This window comes from Azospirillum sp. RU38E (genome assembly GCF_900188385.1).
Lineage (GTDB): Bacteria > Pseudomonadota > Alphaproteobacteria > Azospirillales > Azospirillaceae > Niveispirillum.
The window spans coordinates 59,032-79,041 of the sequence record NZ_FZOI01000012.1; the positions used below are offsets into that span (position 1 = coordinate 59,032).

Below are 20,010 nucleotides of genomic sequence, written 5' to 3' on the forward strand. Positions count from 1 at the left end.
GGTTCACCCAACAAACAGGACACGCAGCAATCAAAAAATTGGACTTTTCATCGATCCTTCGTAATGCTGCATAACAGCATAAATTGAGGGTTCGCCGATGCGCCCCACCCGCCCGCTGGTGCCGCGTTTCTTTCTCTATGGTGAAGCGCCGGCCAAGGCGGATGAACGGTTCATCCATGCCGAAACGCTGGAACGGCGCTCCCGCCCCAGCGGCTGGAAAATCGCCCCCCATGCCCACCCGGACCTGAACCATGTGCTGGTGATGGGCAAAGGCAGCGGGGCGATGCTGGCCGGCGGGCGGGCGCATGGCTTCACCGCCCCTGCCCTGCTGCTGGTCCCGGCAGGGGAGGTGCATGGCTTTGATTTCGGGCCAGAAAGCCAGGGTTTTGTCATCACCTTCGTGGACCCGCTGCTGCACGCGCTGGCCCGGCGGGAGGCTGGGTTGGAAAACCTGTTCTCCGCCGCCCGCACCGTGCCCCTGCCCGCCAATGATACGCTGTGTCTGCCACTCGCCACCGCTCTGGAAGCGGAGATGGAGGAACAAAGGCCGGGCCGGGAATTGATGGTGGAAGGGTTGCTGACCACCCTGCTGCTGGCCAGTTTACGCGCCGCAAGGCTGGTGGAAGGGGCCGCCGGGGCAGCAGCACGCGGGCCACGGGTGACGCTGGTGGCCCGTTACCGCGAATTGCTGGCCACCCATTTCCGCGACGGCTGGTCGGTGGCGGATTATGCGGCCGCCCTGGGGGCCACGCCGGGCCGCCTGCGCGCGGCCTGCCTGGAGGTGACGGGCCGCGCGCCGATCGACCTGCTGCATGAAAGGCTGCTGGCGGAGGCGAAACACAGCCTGCTCTACGGCGACCTGCCGGTGGCGGAGGTGGCGTTTGAGTTGGGCTTCACCGACCCCGCCTATTTCAACCGCTTCTTCACCAGCCGCATCGGCTGTTCCCCCGGTCGTTTCCGCCGGGGGGCGGGGGGGTGATCACTCCCCCACCCCCCGCCGCAGCAATTCCATCAACGCGGCCTGCACCCGCGTCGGCTGCCAGCCTTTACGCACGGTCAGGCCGATGGGGCGTTCGGTGCCGGGCAAGGGCTGCGGCAGCACGGCCAGATACCCGGCCTCCACCTCCTGCCGCACCTGGCTGGCCGACAGCAGGGCGGCCCGGTCGCTTTGCATCAGCAACCCGCGTGAGGCGATCAGGGAGCTGCATTCAATAATGTGGCGCGGCGGCTTCACCTGGGCAGCAGCGAAGAAGCTGGCGAAATGGGCGCGGGCGGGTGTGCCCTCGCGCGGCGCGATCCAGTCCAGTGCGGCCAGGGCCGCCGCCGTCGGCTCCCCTTCCGCCAGGATCGGGTGATCAGCCCGCACCACGATGGAGAGCGGTTCCACGAACAGCACCTCCTGTTCGATATCCGGCGTGGGCGGTGGCAGGCGCAGCGCGCCGACAATCAGGTCCAGCCCGCCATGCCGCAATTCATGCAACTGTTCGGCATAGGGCCCATCAATGATGCGCACCTGCGCGCCGGGATAGCGGGCCAGCAGCGCCGTTATCGCCTGGGGCAACAGGTGCGACCGGGCCAGCGGCAGGCAGCCGACGGAGACCCGCCCCGTCATCTGGCCCCGCCATTCGCGCAATTCCTCCAGCCCCTGGCGGATTTCTGCCAGCGCCAGCGCCGCCAGCCGGGCCAGCCCGCGCGCCTCCCGCGTGGGTTCCAGCCCCTGGGGCGTGCGGGTCAGCAGGGGGCGGCCGCACAGGCTTTCCAGATCGCGCATGGCCCGGTTGACGCTGGGCTGTGAGACGCCCAGCTTTGCGGCGGCCAGGGTGAAGCTGCCAGCCTCCACCGCTGCCACCAGGGTGCGCAGTTGCACGCTGGTCACCCGGCCCGCCAGCCCCGGCACAGCCAGTTCACGTTCCGCCACGTGCAACGGGTCGAAGGCACGCGCGATGCGCTGGGCAAAGCGGCGGCCGGGTTCGGTCGGCTCCATCCCCGTGCCGGTACGGGTGAACAGCACCTCCCCCACCGCCGCTTCCAGCTTGGCCACCGTCTGCGTCACCGCCGGCTGGGAGATGTGGGCGGCGTCGGCCGCCGCCACCGTGCTGCGGGTGCGAACAACCTCCGCAATAACCTGTAATGCCCGCAGTTTCGGGATTTCCTGCACCGCAGCAATCCTTATGATCCAGAACGTTCTAACAAAATGTTATAGCATGATCGGCGTTTTGAAGTGGAGCTTCTTGGCAAGCCGGGTCCATAGTCCCACCCAAGATCAAGCGCGGAGGACCAATCCGCGCACCCGTTTTGGAGGATGTTTGGCCATGCCCGTGGTCGTCACCAATATCAAGCGCCCCGATTCCGCCCTGGTGGATGAATTTGCCCGCTACGGCGTGGCCACCGTGCATGAGGCGCAGGGCCGCAAGGGTCTGCTGGCCAGCTATATGCGCCCGATCTACCGCCCGGCGCACATTGCCGGCACCGCCGTCACCTGCACCGTGGCGCCGGGCGATAACTGGACCATCCATGTGGCTGTCGAACAGTGCCAGCCGGGCGATATCCTGGTGGTGAAGCCGACCAGCCCCTGCGAGGATGGTTATTTCGGCGATCTGCTGGCCGAATCCCTGATGTCGCGCGGCGTGCGCGGCCTGATCATTGAGGCGGGCGTGCGCGATATCGCCACGCTGACCGAAATGGGCTTCCCCGTCTGGTCCAAGGCGGTCTTCGCCCAGGGCACGGTGAAGGAGACGTTGGGCGATGTGAACCTGCCCGTCACCTGCGCCGGGGCCGCCATCAATCCAGGCGACATCATTGTTGCCGATGATGATGGTGTGGTTGTCGTCGCCCGTAAGGAAGCGGCCAGCGTGCTGGAAAGCGCCAAGGCGCGTGAGATCAAGGAAGAAAAGAACCGCGCCCAGTTCAAGCAGGGCGTGCTGGGCCTGGACCTGTACAAGATGCGCGACCGGCTGCGCGAAAAGGGCCTGACCTATATCGAGGCCGCCGACCAGGAGTAAGCCGCCATGCTGAAACCCATCCCCTGCACGGTGATGCGCGGCGGTACCTCCAAGGGCCTGTATTTCCAGGCCCATGATCTGCCCGCCGACCGCGCGGCACGCGATGCCGTGCTGCTGGCCGCCATGGGCTCGCCCGATGCCCGGCAGATCGACGGCATGGGTGGTGCCCATCCGCTGACCAGCAAGGTGGCGGTCATCGGCCCATCCAGCCGCGATGATGCCGATGTCGATTACCTGTTCTTGCAGGTGGTGGTGGACAAGGCAGAGGTGAGCGACAGCCAGAATTGCGGGAATATTCTGGCGGGCGTGGGGCCGTTTGCCATTGAAAATGGCCTGGTGCCAGTGGCCGGCCCCATCACCTCTGTGCGCATCCATATGGTGAATACCGGGGCGCTGGCCGTGGCACATGTGCCCACGCCCGGCGGGCTGGTGGAATATGAAGGGGATGCCCGCATCGACGGCGTGCCCGGCACCGCCGCCGCCATCCCCATCGATTTCCTGGATGTGGCGGGCTCAAGCTGCGGTGCCCTGCTGCCCACCGGCAATGTGGTGGATGAGGTGGCGGGCGTGCGCGTCACCTGCATCGATAACGGAATGCCCGTCGTCATCCTGAACGCCGCCGATTTCGGCGTGAAAGGTGATGAAGCACCGGAAGCGTTGGAGGCCGACGCCAGCCTGAAAGCCAGGGTGGAGGCAATTCGCCTGGAACTGGGCCCCCGGATGAATCTGGGCGATGTGGCCAAGAAGACCGTGCCGAAAATGACGCTGGTGTCCCCCCCCGCCCATGGCGGGGCCGTCGGCACCCGCAGCTTCATCCCCCATCGGGTGCATGAGGCGATTGGCGTGCTGGGGGCCGTCAGTGTCGCCACCGCCTGCGTGCTGCCCGGTTCAGTGGCGGCCCAGGTGGCGGGGCTGGACGGGGCCACCGGGCCGCAGCGGCTGGAGGTGGAACACCCGACCGGGTTTTTCACCGTGGATATGGATGTCGCCGCCGATGGCGCTGGCATCAAGGTCAACCGTTCTGCCCTGCTGCGCACGGCGCGCAAGCTGATGCGGGGTGAGGTTTATGTTCCCGGCCATCTGTTGGGGTGAGGTCACAGCATGTCCTTCAAATCAATCGCCCTGATCGGGTTGGGAGAGGTCGGCACCATCCTGGCCGATGACCTGTCCCAACGCGGCTTCACCCTGTCGGCCTGGGATGTGCGCTTTACTGACCCGGCTTCCCCGCCGTCGCAGGCCGCTGCATCGCGATCCTTCCTGCGCCGGGGCAGCGATGCGGCTGACGCGGTGGCCAGGGCCGATCTGGTGATCAGCGCCGTCACCGCCGCCCGCACCATTGATGCGGCCAAGGCAGCGGCGGCGGGTATGGCGGCCGGGGCCGTGTTCGTGGATTTCAATTCCGCCTCCCCCGGTGCCAAGGGCGAAGCGGCGGCGGCGGTGAACGGGGCCGGTGCCCGCTATGTCGAAGCCGCCGTGATGTCGCCGGTACCGCCCAAGCGGCTGGGCACCCCCATCCTGCTGGGCGGCCCCCATGCCGATGGCCTGCTGGCGGCATTGCGGGATATTGGCCTGTCCAACCTCTCCGTCTTCTCCGCTGAATATGGCAAGGCCTCTGCGGCCAAGATGTGCCGGTCGGTGATGGTGAAGGGGATTGAGGCGCTGTTGAGCGAAAGCCTGCTGGCCGCTCGGCATTACGGGGTGGACGACACGGTGCTGACCTCCCTGAACGATCTGTTTCCGGGGCCGGACTGGCACAAGCTGTCGCGCTACATGATTTCCCGCACCATGGAACATGGCAAGCGCCGGGCAGAGGAAATGCGCGAGGTCGCCCGCACGGTGGAAGAGGCCGGCCTGTCCCCCTGGATGAGCCTGGCCACCGTGGAGCGCCAGGAATGGGCCCCACCGCTGTCCAGCGCGCTGGACCAGGAAGAAATCACCGCCATGCTGGACGCGATGCGCGTTCAATTTGTACCGGGAAGCCGATGAATCGGCTTCCCGTATCGCGTTCAAACACCACGCAGGCTTTCACGCGCCACGCGGCGCGCCGCCGCAGTCGCAGCGGTCCATTGATCCTTCCAACAAGCCTGTCGGAAGGATCAATGGGGAACCAGAACAGGGAAAAGCAATAATGCTGATCATCGATTGCCACGGCCATTACACCACGGCACCCGCCAAGCATCAGACCTTCCGCGACGCGCAGATCGCCCGTATCAAGAACCCCGCCCTGCCGGAACCGACGCGCCCCGACATCAGCGATGATGAAATCCGGGAGACGATTGAGACCAACCAGTTGAAATTGCTGCGCGAACGCGGCGCGGACATGACCATCTTCTCCCCCCGCGCCTCCACCATGGCGCATCATGTCGGGGATGAAGCCGTCAGCCGCGCCTGGACGGAAGCCTGCAACGATCTGATCAAGCGGGTGGTCGATCTCTACCCGGAAAACTTCATCGGCGTCTGCCAGTTGCCGCAATCGCCGGGTGTGCCCATCGCCAATTCGGTGGCGGAACTGGAACGCTGTGTGACCGAACTGGGCTTTGTCGGCTGCAACCTGAACCCGGACCCGTCCGGCGGTCACTGGACCGCCCCGCCACTGACCGACAAGCACTGGTACCCGTTCTATGAAAAGATGGTGGAACTGGATGTTCCGGCCATGATCCATGTGTCGGGGTCGTGCAATGCCTGCTTCCATGCCACAGGCGCGCATTACATCAATGCCGACACCACCGCCTTCATGCAGTTCATCGAAGGCGACCTGTTCCGCGATTTCCCCGATCTGCGCTTCATCATCCCGCATGGCGGCGGGGCCGTGCCCTATCATTGGGGCCGGTATCGCGGGCTGGCCGACATGCTGAAGCGGCCGCCGCTGCCCGAGCATGTGATGAAGAATGTCTATTTCGACACCTGCGTCTATCACCAGCCGGGCATCGACCTGCTGTTCAAGGTGATCGACATCAAGAACATCCTGTTCGGGTCGGAAATGGTGGGGGCCGTGCGCGGCATCGACCCGGAAACCGGGCATTATTTCGATGATACCAAGCGCTATCTGGATAGCCTGCCCTTGTCGGATGATGACCGTTACCGCGTGTTCGAGGGCAATGCCCGCCGCGTCTATCCCCGTCTGGATGCCTCCTTGAAGGCGCGCGGCAATGCCGGAAGGGACCTGTAAGATGGCTGATAAACCCGCCTTCCAGATGGATGCCGACTGGCTACCCTTCCATCCCAACCCGTCCAAGCCCGCCTATGTGCCCCCGCCGGGGGCCGTGGATGCGCATTGCCATGTGTTCGGGCCGGGGGATGTGTTCCCCTATGCGCCGGAACGCAAATATACCCCCTGCGACGCGCCTAAGGAGAAACTGTGGGCGCTGCGTGATTATCTGGGTTTCAGCCGCAATGTCATCGTGCAGGCCACCTGCCACGGCGCGGATAACCGCGCCGTGGTGGATGCGTTGCAGGCATCAGGCGGCCGGGCGCGCGGTGTCGCCACCGTGCGCCGCAGCGTGACGGACGAGGAACTGAAGGCGTTGGACGCCGCTGGCGTACGCGGCGTGCGCTTCAACTTCGTCAAGCGGCTGGTCGATGCCCTGCCCCGCGATGAGCTGCTGGAAATCGCCCAGCGGATCAAGCCGCTGGGCTGGCACATCGTGATCTATTTCGAGGCGCAGGAACTGCCCGAACTCTATGATTTCTTCACCAGCCTGCCCACGGTGGTGGTGGTGGATCATATGGGCCGCCCGGATGTGACCAAGCCGGTGGACGGGCCGGAATTCGCCCTGTTCACGAAATTGATGCGCGAGCACACCAATTTCTGGTCCAAGGTAAGCTGCCCCGAACGCCTGTCGAAACTCGGCCCCCCCGCCTATGGCGATGTGGTGCCGTTCGCCCGGCATATTGTGGAAAGCTTCCCCGACCGGGTGCTGTGGGGCACGGATTGGCCGCACCCCAACATGAAGACCCACATGCCCGATGACGGGCATCTGGTCGATGTGATCCCGCAGATCGCACCGACGGCAGCACTGCAACAAAAGCTGCTGGTGGATAACCCCCTGCGTCTCTATTGGCCGGAAGAGGTGCGCTGATGTCCGAAGATACGTCTTACCGAAACATTCCAGGCACCATCATCTTCGATGCGGAGATGTCGCGCCGGGGTTATCACCTGAACCAGTTCTGCATGTCGCTGATGAAGGCCGAGAACCGTGACCGGTTCCGCGCCGATGAGCGTGCCTATCTGGACGAATGGAAAATGACGGAGGAGCAGAAGCTGGGCGTTCTGGCACGCGATTATAATCGCCTGCTGTCGCTGGGCGGCAACGTCTATTTCCTGGCGAAGATTTTCGCCACCGATGGCAAGAGCTTCCAATCCGCCGCCGCCACGATGACCGGCATGAGCCAGGAAGAATATGCCGCCATGATGCTGTCAGGCGGGCGCCGCCCGGATGGCAGCAACGGCAACAAGGTCGTCTGACCAAACGGGGAGGAAACGGAAATGGCAAGAATTACCGCAGGTGTCAGCACCTCCCACGTGCCGGCCATCGGCGCGGCCCTGGACCTGGGCAAGTCTGCCGAGCCCTATTGGGCACCGGTATTCCAGGGGTTTGACTTCTCCAAGCGCTGGATCGCCGAGGAAAAGCCCGATGTGGTTTTCCTGGTCTATAATGACCATGCATCCGCCTTCAGCCTGGATTTGATCCCCACCTTCGCCATTGGCTGCGGGGAGGAATTCAAGCCCGCTGATGAAGGGTTCGGCGCGCGCCCGGTGCCGGTGGTACATGGCCATCCGGAACTGGCCTGGCACATCACCCAGTCGGTCATTCAAGATGATTTCGACCTCACCATCGTCAACAAGATGGATGTGGATCACGGGCTGACCGTGCCGCTGTCGCTGATGTTCGGCCAGCCCGACGCGTGGCCGTGCAAGGTGATTCCGTTCGCGGTGAATGTGGTGCAGTACCCGCCGCCGTCCGGTGCGCGCTGCTATGCGCTGGGCAAGGCCATCGGCAAGGCCATCCGCAGCTTCGACCAGGATCTGAATGTGCAGATCTGGGGCACGGGCGGGATGAGCCACCAGCTGCAGGGCCCCCGCGCCGGGCTGATCAACCAGGAATTCGATAATAAGTTCCTGGACCTGCTGATCAACGACCCGGAAGCGGCCGCCCGCATCCCGCATATCGATTACGTGCGTGAAGCCGGGTCGGAGGGGATTGAACTGGTGATGTGGTTGATCATGCGCGGCGCGCTGGAAGCCAATGTCGACCTGCTGCACCGCTTCTACCACGTGCCGGCCTCCAACACGGCGGTCGGGCATTTGATTTTGAAGAACGGGGGGTGAGGTCGCGTGCTTAGCGCGCCCTTATCCGTTAGCCGGGCGTAGATCGAATGCCAAACGGTCGCCATTCTCATAACAGTGCCTCCCCCGCGAAAGCGGGTGTCCAGGGGCCAGGGGAACAAAGCGGCGTGATGATCCCCCCTGGCCCCCCGCTTTCGCGGGGGAGGCAACAATTTTCCTGCGCGCTGATCCCCTCCCCCCAAACACCATTCCCATCCATCAGAGAGTACAAGCCATGAAGATCATCCTCGCCGGCGCTGGCGCCTTTGGTCAGAAGCATCTGGACGCCCTGAAGCTGATCGACGGGGTGGAGGTCGTCTCCCTGGTCGGTCGCCGCCTGGACCAGACGAAGGAGACCGCCGATAAGTACGGCGTGCCCCATGTCACCACCGAACTGGCCGAGGCCCTGGCCCAGCCGGGCGTGGATGCCGCCATCCTCTGTACCCCCACCCAGTTGCACGCATCGCAAGCCATCGAATGCATGAAGGCCGGCAAGCATGTGCAGGTGGAAATCCCGCTGGCCGACAGTCTGGCCGACGCCCAGGCGGTGGCGGCGGTGCAGAAGGAAACCGGCAAGGTGTGTATGGTTGGCCATACCCGCCGTTTCAACCCGTCACACCAGTTCGTGCACAAGCGCATCCAGGCCGGGGAAGCCAAAGTTCTGCAGATGGATGTGCAGACCTATTTCTTCCGCCGCACCAATATGAACGCACTGGGCCAGCCGCGTTCCTGGACCGACCATCTGCTGTGGCACCATGCCGCCCACACGGTGGACCTGTTCCAGTACCAGACGGGAGAAAAGGTGGTGAAGGCCCATGCCGTGCAGGGGCCGATTCACCCGGAACTGGGCATCGCCATGGATATGTCGATCCAGTTGAAGACGGCAGGCGGGGCCATCTGCACCCTGTCGCTGTCCTTCAACAATGAAGGGCCGCTGGGCACCTTCTTCCGCTATATCTGCGACAATGGCACCTACATTGCCCGTTATGACGATCTGATCACCGGCAAGGAAGAGAAGATCGACGTGTCCAAGGTGGACGTTTCCATGAACGGGATCGAGCTGCAGGACCGCGAATTCGTCGCCGCCATCCGCGAAGGCCGCGAACCCAATGCCAGCGTGCATCAGGTTCTACCCTGCTATGAGGTACTGCATAGGCTGGAACAGTCGCTGAACGGCTGATTTCTGCGCTCTTTTGATTGAAAAGGGGTGGCGCTGAGGCCACCCCTTTTGCGTTGGGGTCGATTGAATAAGCCCCGCGTCACGCCAAATAAGGTTATCCATGCTGCGATGGGTTGAACCTTTGCCGATTTCCGGCTAGGTCAGATGCTGTACAGGTCTTCAAACCAGGAGCGTGCCTTGCTCGTTAACCCGATCCGTCTCGACGAAGAAGAAAAGCCGGAGACCGCGACCAAGGAGCCGGCCAAGGCCCCGCCCAGCGTGGCCCAGAACCTGTTCAAGGCCCGCACGGTCCTGCTGTTCGGCGAAATCAACCAGAAGGTGGCGCAGGAAGTTGTCGCCCAGCTTCTGGCGCTGGCGGCTGAAAGCGATGATCCGATCAAGCTGGTGATCAACTCCCCCGGCGGCCATGTCGAGTCGGGCGACACGATCCATGACATCATCCGCTTCATCAAGCCGAAGGTGAAAATCCTCGGCACCGGCTGGGTCGCCTCGGCCGGCGCGCATATCTTCCTGGGCGCTGCCAAGGAAGATCGCTATTGCCTGCCCAACACCCGCTTCATGATCCATCAGCCCGCCGGCGGCGTGGGTGGCCCCGCCACCGACATCGCCATTGAGGCGAAGGAGATCATCAAGATGCGTCACCGCATCAATACGGTGATCGCCCGGGAAACCGGCCAGCCGATTGAGCGGGTGGCGGCAGATACCGACCGTAATTTCTGGATGTCGGCCGAAGAAGCCAAGGAATATGGCGTTGTCAGCCACATCATCGACAATGCCGCTGCCTTGGACGCGTAAGCGCCAAAGCCTGCGGGATTAAAAAAGGCCGGCACCTGTCAAAGGGTGCCGGCCTTTTCTTTTTCTGATCCGGCTTTCCCGCCGCGTTTTCTGACATCGAAAGCTGGTTTGGAACGTTTTCGTCCCTGAACGGTCCGGTTTTGGTTGATGGGGGGCGATCAGCCCCTATATTGGCCTGAACCGATAATCGAAAACGAGAGAGGCCGGCCGCCCCGATGCTGACAGCGATAGGGATCATCTTCCTGGCAGCGGCCCTGGCGCCGACGCTCAACCGCCTGTTCCCCTCCTTCGCCCATTGGCTGCTGGCGCTGGCGCCAGCGGGGGGATTTGTCTGGTTTGCTGGGCAGTTCGCCACAGTGGTGGGCGGGCAGCCAGTGGCCGAATCGTGGAAGTGGGTGCCCGCATTGGGCGTGGAACTGGCCTTCCGGCTGGATGGGCTGTCGCTGCTGTTCGCCCTGCTGATCACCGGCATCGGCACGCTGATCGTGCTTTATTCCGGCGGCTATCTGCGCGGGCACCGGCATGAAGGGCGTTTCCTGTTCTTCATCATGGCCTTCATGGGGGCCATGCTGGGGTTGGTGCTGGCCGATGATATCATCAGCCTGTTCGTCTTCTGGGAACTGACCTCGGTTACTTCCTTCCTGCTGATCGGCTTCAACCATGCCGATGCCCGTTCGCGCCGGTCGGCCCTACAGGCGTTACTGGTCACAGGTGGCGGTGGCATGGCCCTGTTGGCGGGCCTTATCCTGCTGGGCACGGCGGGTGGAGCCGGCAGCCTGTCGGAAATTGCCGCCAAGGGCATGGACCTGACGACCCATGGGCTGTATCTGCCCATCCTGGCCCTGCTGGTGCTGGCGGCCTTCACCAAGTCCGCCCAGGTGCCGTTCCATTTCTGGCTGCCCAATGCCATGGACGCGCCCACGCCGGTCAGCGCCTATCTGCATTCCGCCACCATGGTGAAGGCTGGCATCTATCTGCTGGCCCGCCTGTCGCCGATGCTGGGCGGTACGGATATCTGGTTCTGGACCCTGACCGGTTTCGGCGCGCTGACCGCCTTCTGGGGCGGTGCCATGGCGTTGCGCGCCACCGACCTGAAGAAGATCCTGGCCTATACCACCCTGATGGCACTGGGCACGCTGACCATGCTGGTGGGGCTGGGAACCGACTATGCCATCCGGGGCTTCGCCGCCTTTCTGCTGGCGCACAGCCTGTATAAGGGCGCCCTGTTCATGGGGGCTGGATCGGTGGACCATGGCAGCGGCACGCGGGAGGTGGGGGAACTGTCCGGCCTGTTCCGCGCCATGCCGGTGACGGGTGTTTTCATCGCGCTCGCCGCCCTTTCCATGTCTGGCCTGCCGCCCTTTCTGGGCTTTATCGGCAAGGAACTGATCTATGAAGGGCTGTTGACCACCGATCGGCCCGTCTGGCCGGTGCTGGTGGCGTCTGTGCTGGCCAATGCTACCATGCTGGGTGCCGCGGGGCTGGTGTTTGTGAAACCCTTCCTGGGGGCACCGTCCAAGGCCGCCGCCCATGCGCATGAAGGCGGGGTGACGCTGTGGCTGGGGCCGGCGCTGCTGGCCAGCCTGGGGCTGCTGCTGGGGCTGTATCCCGCCGTTCTGGATGGGCTGCTGGGGCAGGTGGCGGCGTCCGTGCGGGGCGAACCGCTGGCGGTGGAACTGCATCTCTGGCACGGGCTGACGCCGGCCTTGGGCCTGTCGGCAATCACCGTAGCACTGGGGATTGGCTTTTATCTGGCGCTGCGCCCCCTCACCGCCGGGTTGGCGGGGTTGGAGCGCGCCACCCGCTTTGATGCCGACAAAGGCTGGGATCATATCCTGAACGGGCTGGATGCGCTGGCCCGCGCCGTGACCGGCCAGCTTCAGGGCGGGGTGATGACCCGTTACATGGCCATCATCTTCACCGCCATGCTGCTGCTGCTGGGCAGCACGCTGTGGTTCCGCCAGGCGCTGGTGCTGCCCGCCACCGATCTGGGCGGGCAATGGGTGGGGCTGCTGCTGGGGATCATGATGCTGGTGGGCACGGCGGGGGCCTTGCGGGCCCGGTCCCGGCTGGGGGCGATCACCGCCCTGTCGATCAATGGTCTGTCGGTGGCGATGTTCTTCATCGCCTATGGCGCGCCGGATGTCGGCATCACCCAGTTGATGGTGGAAACGCTGACCGCCATCATCCTGGTGCTGGTGCTGGCCCGCCTGCCAGCCTTGCCCAAGGGGCCGGACCGCAAGCCGCAGGCGGCCTTTCTGCATGGCATTCTGGCCCTGGGTCTGGGTGGGGTGGTGACGGCGATCCTGCTGGCCATCATCGCCCTGCCGCTGCCCATGACCCTGTCGCAATTCTTTGGCGATACGTCGTACTTAGAGGCCTATGGCCGCAATGTGGTGAATGTCATTCTGGTGGATTTCCGCGGCTTTGACACGCTGGGGGAAATCACCGTGGTGGCCAGCGCCGGGCTGGGCGTGCTGGCGCTGTTGAAGGCGCGCTATGCCAGACCGAAAGCTAAACCGCAGACGGGGCCGCAGACGGGGGAGGCCGCGTGATGGACAGCCTGATCCTGCGCACGGCCACGCGCCTGTTGCTGACCCTGATGATCCTGTTTTCCATTTTCATCCTCTGGCGCGGCCATAATGAGCCGGGGGGCGGCTTTGTTGGCGGGCTGATCTGTGCCGTGGCCTTCGCTCTGCACGCGCTGGCCTTTGGCGTGAAGGAGATGAAGCGCCTGCTGGTGGTGGACCCGCGCAGCCTGCTGGGCGGCGGGCTGCTGCTGGGTATCCTGTCCGGCTTTTTCGCCGGCCCCGGCGGCGACCCGTTCATGACGGCGCGCTGGATCATCTTCAAGGATGCCACCGGCGCCAAGGCTTTGGCACTGGGCACGCCCGTACTGTTCGATATTGGTGTTTATCTGGTGGTGGTCGGCGCCTTGCTGGCCATGGTCCAGGCCCTGATGGAAGAGGATTGAGCCCATGGAAACCATCATGGCCTTCGCCGTCGGCGGCATGGTTGCCGGTGCCGTCTATCTGTTCCTGTCGCGCCAGTTGCTGCGCGTGCTGTTCGGGGTGATCCTGCTGTCCAACGCCGTTAATGTCGCCATCCTGCTGGTGGGGCGGCTGACGCCCGGTCAGGCCCCCCTGATCGGCCAGGGGCAGGAGGTGTTGGGCCAGGGGCTGGCCAACCCGCTGCCCCAGGCGCTGATCCTGACCGCCATTGTCATTGGCTTCGGCCTGCTCTCCTTCGTGCTGGCCCTGGTCTATCGCGGCTATCAGGAACTGGGCACGCTGGACAGCAGCCAGATGCGCACGGCTGAGCCGGAGGACGCGGCATGATCGCCTGGCTGGTTGCCTCCCCCATCCTGGTGCCGCTGACCACGGCGGCCCTGTGTGCTGTGTTCTGGCACCGGCCGGCCCTGCAGCGCGTGCTGTCGCTGGGTGGCAGCACACTGCTGCTGATCCTGGCCGGGTTGTTGCTGGCGCGGGTGATGGAAGGCGGGGTGCAGGTGGCCCAGATGGGCAGTTGGGCCGCCCCCTTCGGCATCACCCTGGTGGCCGACACGCTGTCGGCGCTGATGATCCTGATCGCGTCGGTGATGGCGCTGGCGGTGGCCGTCTATGCGCTGGGCGATGTGGATGCGGTGCGCGAACGCGGCGGATACCATATCATCTTTCAGGTGCTGATGGTCGGCGTCTGCGGCAGCTTCATCACCGGCGATCTGTTCAACCTCTATGTCTGGTTTGAGGTGATGCTGATCTCCTCCTTCGTGCTGCTGTCGCTGGGCGGCACGAAGGAACAGATCGATGGGGCGATCAAATATGCCGGCATCAACCTGATCGCCACCGCCTGCTTCCTGCTGGCCGTTGCCCTGCTCTATGGCGTGACCGGTACGCTGAACATGGCCGATCTGGCCGTGCGCGTGCCGCATGTCGCCAATAAGGGGCTGGTCAGCACCATTGCCGTGCTGTTCATCATCGCCTTTGGCATGAAGGCGGCGGTCTTCCCCTTCTTCTTCTGGTTGCACGCCGCCTATCACACGCCCGCCGTGGCGGTGCAGGCGATTTTCGCCGGCTTGCTGACCAAGGTGGGCGTCTATGCGCTGCTGCGCTGTTTCACCCTGATCTTCACCGGCGATATGGGTTGGACCCATGGCATCCTGATGTGGATTGCCGGGGCCACAATGCTGACCGGTGCCTTGGGATCGCTGGCGGTGCGCGACCTGCGCCGGGCGCTGTCCTGGCAGGTGGTGGCGCATATCGGCTACATGATCATGGGGCTGGCCATCGCCACTCCGTTGGCCATTGCCGGCACCGTCTTCTATCTGGTGCATGACATTGTGGTGAAGACCAACCTGTTTCTGGGGGCCGGCGTGGTGCGCCGGCTGTCGGGCGGGGATACGTCTTACGCCCGGCTGGGTGGGCTGTTCACCGCCGCACCGATTCTCTGTGTGGTGCTGTTCGTGCCGCTGGCCTCGCTCGCCGGCTTCCCGCCTTTCTCCGGCTTCTGGTCCAAACTCCTTTTGGTGCGCGCCGGTCTGGCGGTGGAGAATTGGGCCATCGTCGCCGTGGCACTGGTGACGGGCCTGCTGACCTTCTGGCTGGTCGGGCGGCTATGGGCGGAGATGGTATGGAAGAGCAACCCGGCGGGCGACGCCCTGGGCACGGCCAGCCTGGGCGGGGCGGCGCGCGTGGCGCTGGTGGCCCCGCTGGTGCTGCTGTCTGCCATCACCGTCACCATCGGCCTTTATGCCGAACCGCTGATGCGGGTCAGCGCCATGGCCGCCGATGGGCTGGTCGATCCGCAAGCCTATATTGATGCGGTGCTGGGGGCGGTGCCGACCACCCCCACCCTGGTCGGGGCCGCAGAACCGGCCGCGATGGAGGTGCAGCCATGAACCTGCTGGTGCTGAACCTGCTGCTGGCCCTGGCCTGGATGGGCTTCAATGCCGATTTCAGCCTGGGTGGCTTCGCGGCCGGCTTTGTGCTGGGCCATGGCGTGCTGTGGCTGGGCCGGCCGCTTTACCCCAACCAGCGTTATTTCCGCCTGCTCTGGGGTTCGCTGGGCTATTTCCTCTGGCTGCTGAAGGAGATTGTCCTCTCCTCCCTGAAGGTGACGGCCAGCGTGCTGGGCTTTGGGGCGAAGGTGCAGCCGGCCGTCATCGCCATCCCGCTGGATGCGCGGACGGATCTGGAAATTACCCTGCTGGCCTGTTCCATCACCCTGACGCCCGGCACGCTGACCCTGGATGTGTCGCCTGACCGCAAGCATCTCTACATTCATGCCATGTTCGGGGGCGATGCGGCGGCCCTGTGTGCGGAAACCAAGGACAGTATGGAACGCCGTATCCTGGAGGTGCTGCGATGAGCCCGGCCATCACCCCCTTCCTGTCCTGGTGCCTGACCATCGCCATGGTGCTGCTGTTCGCCGCCTTTGCGCTGACCATCGTGCGGGTTCTGCGCGGGCCGACCACGGCGGACCGCATCATTGCCATCGACCTGTTCGGTGTGCTGGCCGTAGCCTTCATCGCGCTCTACACGCTGTATGTGCAGCAGGTCGTGTTTCTGGATGCGGCCATCGCCCTGGCCCTGGTCGCCTTTTTTGGCACCGTCGCCTATGCCCGTTTCCTGGAACGGCGCGTGGTGGACCGGCCGGAGGAGCGGGAGGCAGCACAGAAGGAGAAGGAGGAGCCCCATGCTTGACCAGATCGCGCAGGCCATCGTCGGCATCCTGGCGGTGGCCGGGTCGTTTTTCTGTCTGGTGGCGGCCTTGGGCGTGGTGCGCCTGCCCGATGCGCTGACCCGGATGCACGCCAGTTCCAAGGCCGGCACACTGGGTTGCGGGCTGGTGCTGCTGGCCGTGGCCCTGTTCTTTCCCGGTCTGGATGTGGTGGCCCGCGTGGTGGCGGCCATCCTGTTTTTGCTGCTGACCACACCGGTTGCTGCCCACATGATTGGCCGGGCCGCCTATGCCAGCGGAGAATCGCCTGCTGCCGGTACCGTGCGGGATGATCTGGCCAAGGGCCCGGACAACCCGCGCCGCCGCCTGTTGGAGAAGGCGGGGAGACGGTAACCGCTGGCCATTCGCCCTGTCGGGGTGGGGCTTGCAAAAAAATCGCTTGGGTGACGTAACGGAAGGCCGAAGAAACGCTTGAGGTTCCATTTCCCCTCCCGATATAGGAGATTCAAAGGCGTCGCGCTGGAAGGCGCCGGCAGTCCATACCGGGAGGAATAAAATGGCCGAAGCGGTCGCATCCGTGCAGCAGCAGCAACAGGGCCGCCAGCCCTTTCTGTGGGAAGGCTCCTATCCACCCGGTGTAAAGTGGGATAGCCCCATCCCGGAGCGCACCCTGCCGCAATTGCTGGATCAGGCCACCCAGCGCTTCCGCGACCGGCCTTGCGTCGATTTCCTGGACAAGAAATATACCTATGGCGCGATCACCGATCTGGTGGACCGGTTCGCCAAGGGTTTGCAGGAAATGGGCCTGCAGAAGGGCCAGAAGGTCGGCCTGTTTCTGCCCAACACCCCTTATTCGGTGATCTGCTATTTCGGCATTCTGAAGGCCGGCGGCGTGGTGGTGAATTTCAACCCGCTCTATGCGGAACGTGAAATCTGCCACATGATCAATGATTCAGAGGCTGACTGGATGATCAGCCTGGATCTGAAGGTCACCTATGACAAGCTGGCCAAGATGTTCGGGCAGAGCCGGCTGAAAAAGATCATCGTGGTGCCGATGGCCGGCATCCTGCCCTTCCCGAAGAACCTGCTGTTCCCCTTCGTGAAGAAGAAGGAAATCGCCGCCATCCCGCGCGATGATCGGCATGTCTGGTTCAAACAATTGGTGGCCAATGATGGCAGGCCGCGCCCGGTGGCGCTGGATGCCGTCAATGATGTGGCGGTGCTGCAATATACCGGCGGCACCACGGGCGTGCCCAAGGGGGCGATGCTGACGCACCAGAACATCACCGCCAATACCGCCCAGGCCTCCTATTGGTTCAGCGCGATGGCGGAGCCGGGGAATGAGCGGATGCTGGGTGTGCTGCCGCTGTTCCACGTCTTCGCCATGACCTGCGTGATGAACCTGACCATCCAGAATGGTGGGGAAATGATCCTGCTGCCCCGGTTCGAGCTGGAACAGGTGCTGGAGACGATCCACAAGAAAAAGCCGACCCAGTTTCCGGCGGTGCCCACCATCTATACCGCCATCAATAATTACAAGGATGTGGAGAAATACGATCTTTCCTCCATCAAGGTCTGTAATTCCGGTGGTGCGCCCTTGCCGGTGGAGGTGAAGGCGCAGTTCGAGAAGCTGACCGGCTGCGCCCTGGTGGAAGGCTATGGCCTGTCGGAATCCGCCCCCATCGCCACCATCAACCCGACCCATGCCAGCCGCGCCGGCTCCATCGGGCTGCCGGTGCCCGGTACGGATATCCGCATCGTCAGCCTGGAAGATCGCCGTACGGAGGTGCCGCGCGGCGAACGGGGCGAAATCTGCATCATCGGCCCGCAGGTGATGAAGGGCTATTGGAAGAAGGACAAGGAAACGGCTGAGACGCTGGATGGCGGCATGTTGCATACCGGTGATGTCGGCTATCTGGATGAGGACGGCTATATCTTCATCGTTGACCGCATCAAGGACATGATCCTGGCCGGCGGCTACAACGTTTATCCGCGCAATGTGGAAGAGGCGATCTACCAGCATCCGCAGGTGGCGGAATGTATCGTGCTGGGCGTACCCGACCCCTATCGCGGCCAGACGGTGAAGGCCTATATCAAGACCCGCGATGGCGCCGTCTTGACCAAGGACGATATCAAGAAGTTCCTGGAGGACAAGCTGTCCCCCATCGAACAGCCCAAGCTGTATGAATTCCGCGATGAGTTGCCCAAGACCATGATCGGCAAGCTGTCGCGCAAGGCCCTGCTGGATGAGCTGGAGGCAGAGAAGAAGAAGGCGGGTTAAGCCCCTTCCCCCACAGCGGGGAACCGGGTAGGAACGCCGCCGTCAACCCGCTATCCAGAGGCAAAAGGACCATCATGGCCAAGCTGATCGTTCTCGGCAGCACCAATATCGACATCCTGGCCACCATGCAGGCGGCCCCGCGCGCCGGCGAAACGGTGAATGGGGAGACGGTGCAGCTGATGCCGGGCGGCAAGGGGCTGAACCAGGCCGTGGCGGCGGTGCAGCAGGGCGTGGCGGTCAGCTTTGTCGGCCGGGTGGGCCGCGATGCCTTCGGCGATCAGGTAGCGGCCTTCTTCGCCGAAAAAGGCATTGAGGCATCCGGCCTGAAGCGCAGCGAGACGCTGGGCACCGGCAATGCCCTGATCCTGGTGGATGCGACGGCAGAAAACCGCATCGTCGTCATCCCCGCCGCCAATCAGGAGATCGTGCCCGCCGATGCCGACGGCGTGGCCATTGACGCCGGCGATATCGTGGTCAGCCAGTTTGAGGTGCCGCGCAGCACCATCGCCGCGATCTTTGCCCAAGCGCGGTCCGCCGGTGCCCGCACCGTGCTGAACGCCGCCCCGGCGCTGGATGATGCACCCGACGCGCTGTGGGCCGATACCGACATTCTGGTGGTGAACGAGACGGAGCTGGGCCATTTCGCCGGCGTGGAACTGTCCGGTGACGCCCCGGTGGAAGCGGTGGCGGACGCCGCCCGCCGCCTGTTCCGCCGCGACGATCAGGTGGTGATCGCCACGCTGGGCGTGCGCGGCGCGCTGGCCGTTACGCCGACGGGCCATGAACTGGTGCCGGGCCGTAAGGTGAAGGCGGTGGACACGACCGGGGCGGGGGATTGCTTCGTGGGCAGCCTGTCTGCCCGGCTGGCGGCGGGGGACGCGCTGGCCGATGCCATGCGCTATGCCAATGTCGCCGCCTCCATCGCCTGCACCCGCATCGGCACCGGCACCGCCATGCCGCAGGCCGAGGAGGTGTTTGCGGCTCTGCGGGCGGGGTGAGAGGGTAGTGGATATCGCTCTGGGCGATAAATCGCCTTGACGTTCCCCAGGCTCATGCCAATGCTGGGCCATGAAACTGCGCTATGAAACCCATGCGGCTGCGGCCCTGCTGCGGATGCCTGTGAAAGATGCCAGAGCCCTACGGGATAAGCTGGAACTCTTTGCAGCCGATCCTTTGGCGCCGCACCCTTGGGCCAAGGCGTTTGGTGCGGGGACCGGGCGTATCCGACATGGTGATTGGCGGGCCCTTTACCGGATCGATGGATCGGCGATCACCGTGGTTGTTGTGAAAATCGGCAACAGGAAGGACGTTTATCGATGAACGCTTTGCATATCCGCCCCATTGCGGAGACGCCGGACAGCGTGACGTTGAGCCGTGCTGATTTTGAAGCCATCCAGGAACTGCTGGAAGATGCCGCCGACCTCGCGGATATCGAGGCTGTGGCCCGTAAACTGGATGGCGGTGAAGCCGGAACACTCCCCGACGACGTGGTCAATCGGCTGTTGGATGGGGAAAATCCCGTGTTGGTTCTGCGTCAGCATCGGGGCCTTTCCGCCCTCGCCCTGGCCCAGGCAGCCGGCCTCTCGCAATCCTTCATCTCCGAAATCGAAGCAGGTCGCAAACGCGGGGGGATTGATACGCTGAACCGGATTGCGGCGGCGTTGTCGGTGCCGCTGGATATGCTTGTCGGTCGATAAACACACCAGGATGCCGGGTCACCACGGCACATCACATTTTTATTTGGGCA

22 protein-coding genes are annotated in these 20,010 nt (G+C 64.0%); 21 read left to right on the forward strand and 1 reads right to left on the reverse strand.

The genetic code is table 11. From position 1 onward, the window contains the following. Positions 1 to 97: 97 nt before the first annotated feature. The gene (locus CHB97_RS17885) at positions 98 to 979 is read left to right on the forward strand and encodes a helix-turn-helix domain-containing protein (RefSeq protein WP_200820006.1); all 882 of its coding nucleotides are present in this window, start codon (positions 98 to 100) and stop codon (positions 977 to 979) included. Here the strand turns inward: CHB97_RS17885 and CHB97_RS17890 are convergent, their stop codons facing one another. Then, positions 980 to 2,158, reverse strand: coding sequence for a LysR family transcriptional regulator (locus CHB97_RS17890; protein WP_200820007.1), 1,179 nt, complete (start codon positions 2,156 to 2,158; stop codon positions 980 to 982). 154 nt (positions 2,159 to 2,312) lie between these two features. On the opposite strand from CHB97_RS17890, the gene CHB97_RS17895 reads away from it, so the two are divergent. The 20 genes from CHB97_RS17895 (at position 2,313) to CHB97_RS17990 (ending at position 19,960) form a co-directional block, all read left to right on the forward strand. Continuing rightward, positions 2,313 to 3,002 carry a 4-carboxy-4-hydroxy-2-oxoadipate aldolase/oxaloacetate decarboxylase gene (locus tag CHB97_RS17895; RefSeq protein WP_089289365.1) on the forward strand — a complete coding sequence of 230 codons (690 nt, stop codon included), beginning with the start codon at positions 2,313 to 2,315 and terminating at the stop codon, positions 3,000 to 3,002. Positions 3,003 to 3,008: 6 nt separating this feature from the next. Continuing rightward, positions 3,009 to 4,094, forward strand: a complete 1,086-nt coding sequence (locus tag CHB97_RS17900) for a 4-oxalomesaconate tautomerase (protein WP_089289366.1) — start codon at positions 3,009 to 3,011, stop codon at positions 4,092 to 4,094. Between the two features lie 9 nt (positions 4,095 to 4,103). Beyond that, positions 4,104 to 4,988 carry an NAD(P)-dependent oxidoreductase gene (locus CHB97_RS17905; protein ID WP_089289367.1) on the forward strand — a complete coding sequence of 295 codons (885 nt, stop codon included), beginning with the start codon at positions 4,104 to 4,106 and terminating at the stop codon, positions 4,986 to 4,988. 142 nt (positions 4,989 to 5,130) lie between these two features. Next, entirely contained in the window at positions 5,131 to 6,171 is a 1,041-nt protein-coding gene (locus CHB97_RS17910) for an amidohydrolase family protein (RefSeq protein ID WP_244559599.1), read from the forward strand. Between the two features lies 1 nt (position 6,172). Further along, complete coding sequence (locus CHB97_RS17915; RefSeq protein ID WP_244559600.1) at positions 6,173 to 7,081, forward strand: amidohydrolase family protein; 909 nt, start codon at positions 6,173 to 6,175, stop codon at positions 7,079 to 7,081. Continuing rightward, positions 7,081 to 7,467 (forward strand): protocatechuate 4,5-dioxygenase subunit alpha, encoded by a 387-nt coding sequence (gene ligA, locus CHB97_RS17920; RefSeq protein ID WP_089289368.1) that lies wholly within the window; start codon positions 7,081 to 7,083, stop codon positions 7,465 to 7,467. The genes CHB97_RS17915 and ligA overlap by 1 nt, the downstream gene beginning before the upstream one ends. A 21-nt stretch (positions 7,468 to 7,488) precedes the next feature. After that, positions 7,489 to 8,331, forward strand: coding sequence for a class III extradiol dioxygenase subunit beta (locus tag CHB97_RS17925; RefSeq protein ID WP_089289369.1), 843 nt, complete (start codon positions 7,489 to 7,491; stop codon positions 8,329 to 8,331). Positions 8,332 to 8,563: 232 nt separating this feature from the next. Then, positions 8,564 to 9,508 (forward strand): Gfo/Idh/MocA family oxidoreductase, encoded by a 945-nt coding sequence (locus tag CHB97_RS17930; protein ID WP_089289370.1) that lies wholly within the window; start codon positions 8,564 to 8,566, stop codon positions 9,506 to 9,508. Between the two features lie 177 nt (positions 9,509 to 9,685). Further along, positions 9,686 to 10,303 (forward strand): ATP-dependent Clp protease proteolytic subunit, encoded by a 618-nt coding sequence (locus CHB97_RS17935; protein WP_244559601.1) that lies wholly within the window; start codon positions 9,686 to 9,688, stop codon positions 10,301 to 10,303. A 215-nt stretch (positions 10,304 to 10,518) separates the two neighbouring features. Continuing rightward, positions 10,519 to 12,858 (forward strand): putative monovalent cation/H+ antiporter subunit A, encoded by a 2,340-nt coding sequence (locus tag CHB97_RS17940; RefSeq protein WP_089289372.1) that lies wholly within the window; start codon positions 10,519 to 10,521, stop codon positions 12,856 to 12,858. Further along, a complete protein-coding gene (locus CHB97_RS17945) occupies positions 12,858 to 13,277 on the forward strand; it encodes a Na+/H+ antiporter subunit B (protein WP_089289373.1) in 420 nt (139 codons plus the stop codon). The genes CHB97_RS17940 and CHB97_RS17945 overlap by 1 nt, the downstream gene beginning before the upstream one ends. Positions 13,278 to 13,281: 4 nt before the next feature. Beyond that, positions 13,282 to 13,641, forward strand: a complete 360-nt coding sequence (locus CHB97_RS17950; protein ID WP_089289374.1) for a Na+/H+ antiporter subunit C — start codon at positions 13,282 to 13,284, stop codon at positions 13,639 to 13,641. Next, positions 13,638 to 15,200: a Na+/H+ antiporter subunit D gene (locus CHB97_RS17955; protein ID WP_089289375.1), complete on the forward strand. Its 1,563-nt coding sequence runs from the start codon at positions 13,638 to 13,640 to the stop codon at positions 15,198 to 15,200. Before CHB97_RS17950 ends, CHB97_RS17955 begins: the two co-directional genes overlap by 4 nt. After that, on the forward strand, positions 15,197 to 15,670 hold the full coding sequence (locus CHB97_RS17960; RefSeq protein ID WP_089289376.1) for a Na+/H+ antiporter subunit E: 474 nt from the start codon (positions 15,197 to 15,199) through the stop codon (positions 15,668 to 15,670). Before CHB97_RS17955 ends, CHB97_RS17960 begins: the two co-directional genes overlap by 4 nt. Beyond that, the gene (locus CHB97_RS17965; RefSeq protein WP_089289377.1) at positions 15,667 to 16,005 is read left to right on the forward strand and encodes a monovalent cation/H+ antiporter complex subunit F; all 339 of its coding nucleotides are present in this window, start codon (positions 15,667 to 15,669) and stop codon (positions 16,003 to 16,005) included. Before CHB97_RS17960 ends, CHB97_RS17965 begins: the two co-directional genes overlap by 4 nt. Then, entirely contained in the window at positions 15,998 to 16,375 is a 378-nt protein-coding gene (gene mnhG, locus CHB97_RS17970) for a monovalent cation/H(+) antiporter subunit G (protein WP_089289378.1), read from the forward strand. The genes CHB97_RS17965 and mnhG overlap by 8 nt, the downstream gene beginning before the upstream one ends. Positions 16,376 to 16,538: 163 nt before the next feature. Continuing rightward, complete coding sequence (locus CHB97_RS17975; RefSeq protein ID WP_089289379.1) at positions 16,539 to 18,263, forward strand: long-chain fatty acid--CoA ligase; 1,725 nt, start codon at positions 16,539 to 16,541, stop codon at positions 18,261 to 18,263. Between the two features lie 74 nt (positions 18,264 to 18,337). Then, positions 18,338 to 19,261: a ribokinase gene (locus CHB97_RS17980; RefSeq protein WP_089289380.1), complete on the forward strand. Its 924-nt coding sequence runs from the start codon at positions 18,338 to 18,340 to the stop codon at positions 19,259 to 19,261. 70 nt (positions 19,262 to 19,331) lie between these two features. Continuing rightward, entirely contained in the window at positions 19,332 to 19,583 is a 252-nt protein-coding gene (locus CHB97_RS17985) for a type II toxin-antitoxin system RelE/ParE family toxin (protein ID WP_089289381.1), read from the forward strand. After that, positions 19,580 to 19,960: a helix-turn-helix domain-containing protein gene (locus CHB97_RS17990; protein WP_089289382.1), complete on the forward strand. Its 381-nt coding sequence runs from the start codon at positions 19,580 to 19,582 to the stop codon at positions 19,958 to 19,960. The genes CHB97_RS17985 and CHB97_RS17990 overlap by 4 nt, the downstream gene beginning before the upstream one ends. The last annotated feature ends 50 nt before the right edge of the window (positions 19,961 to 20,010 follow it).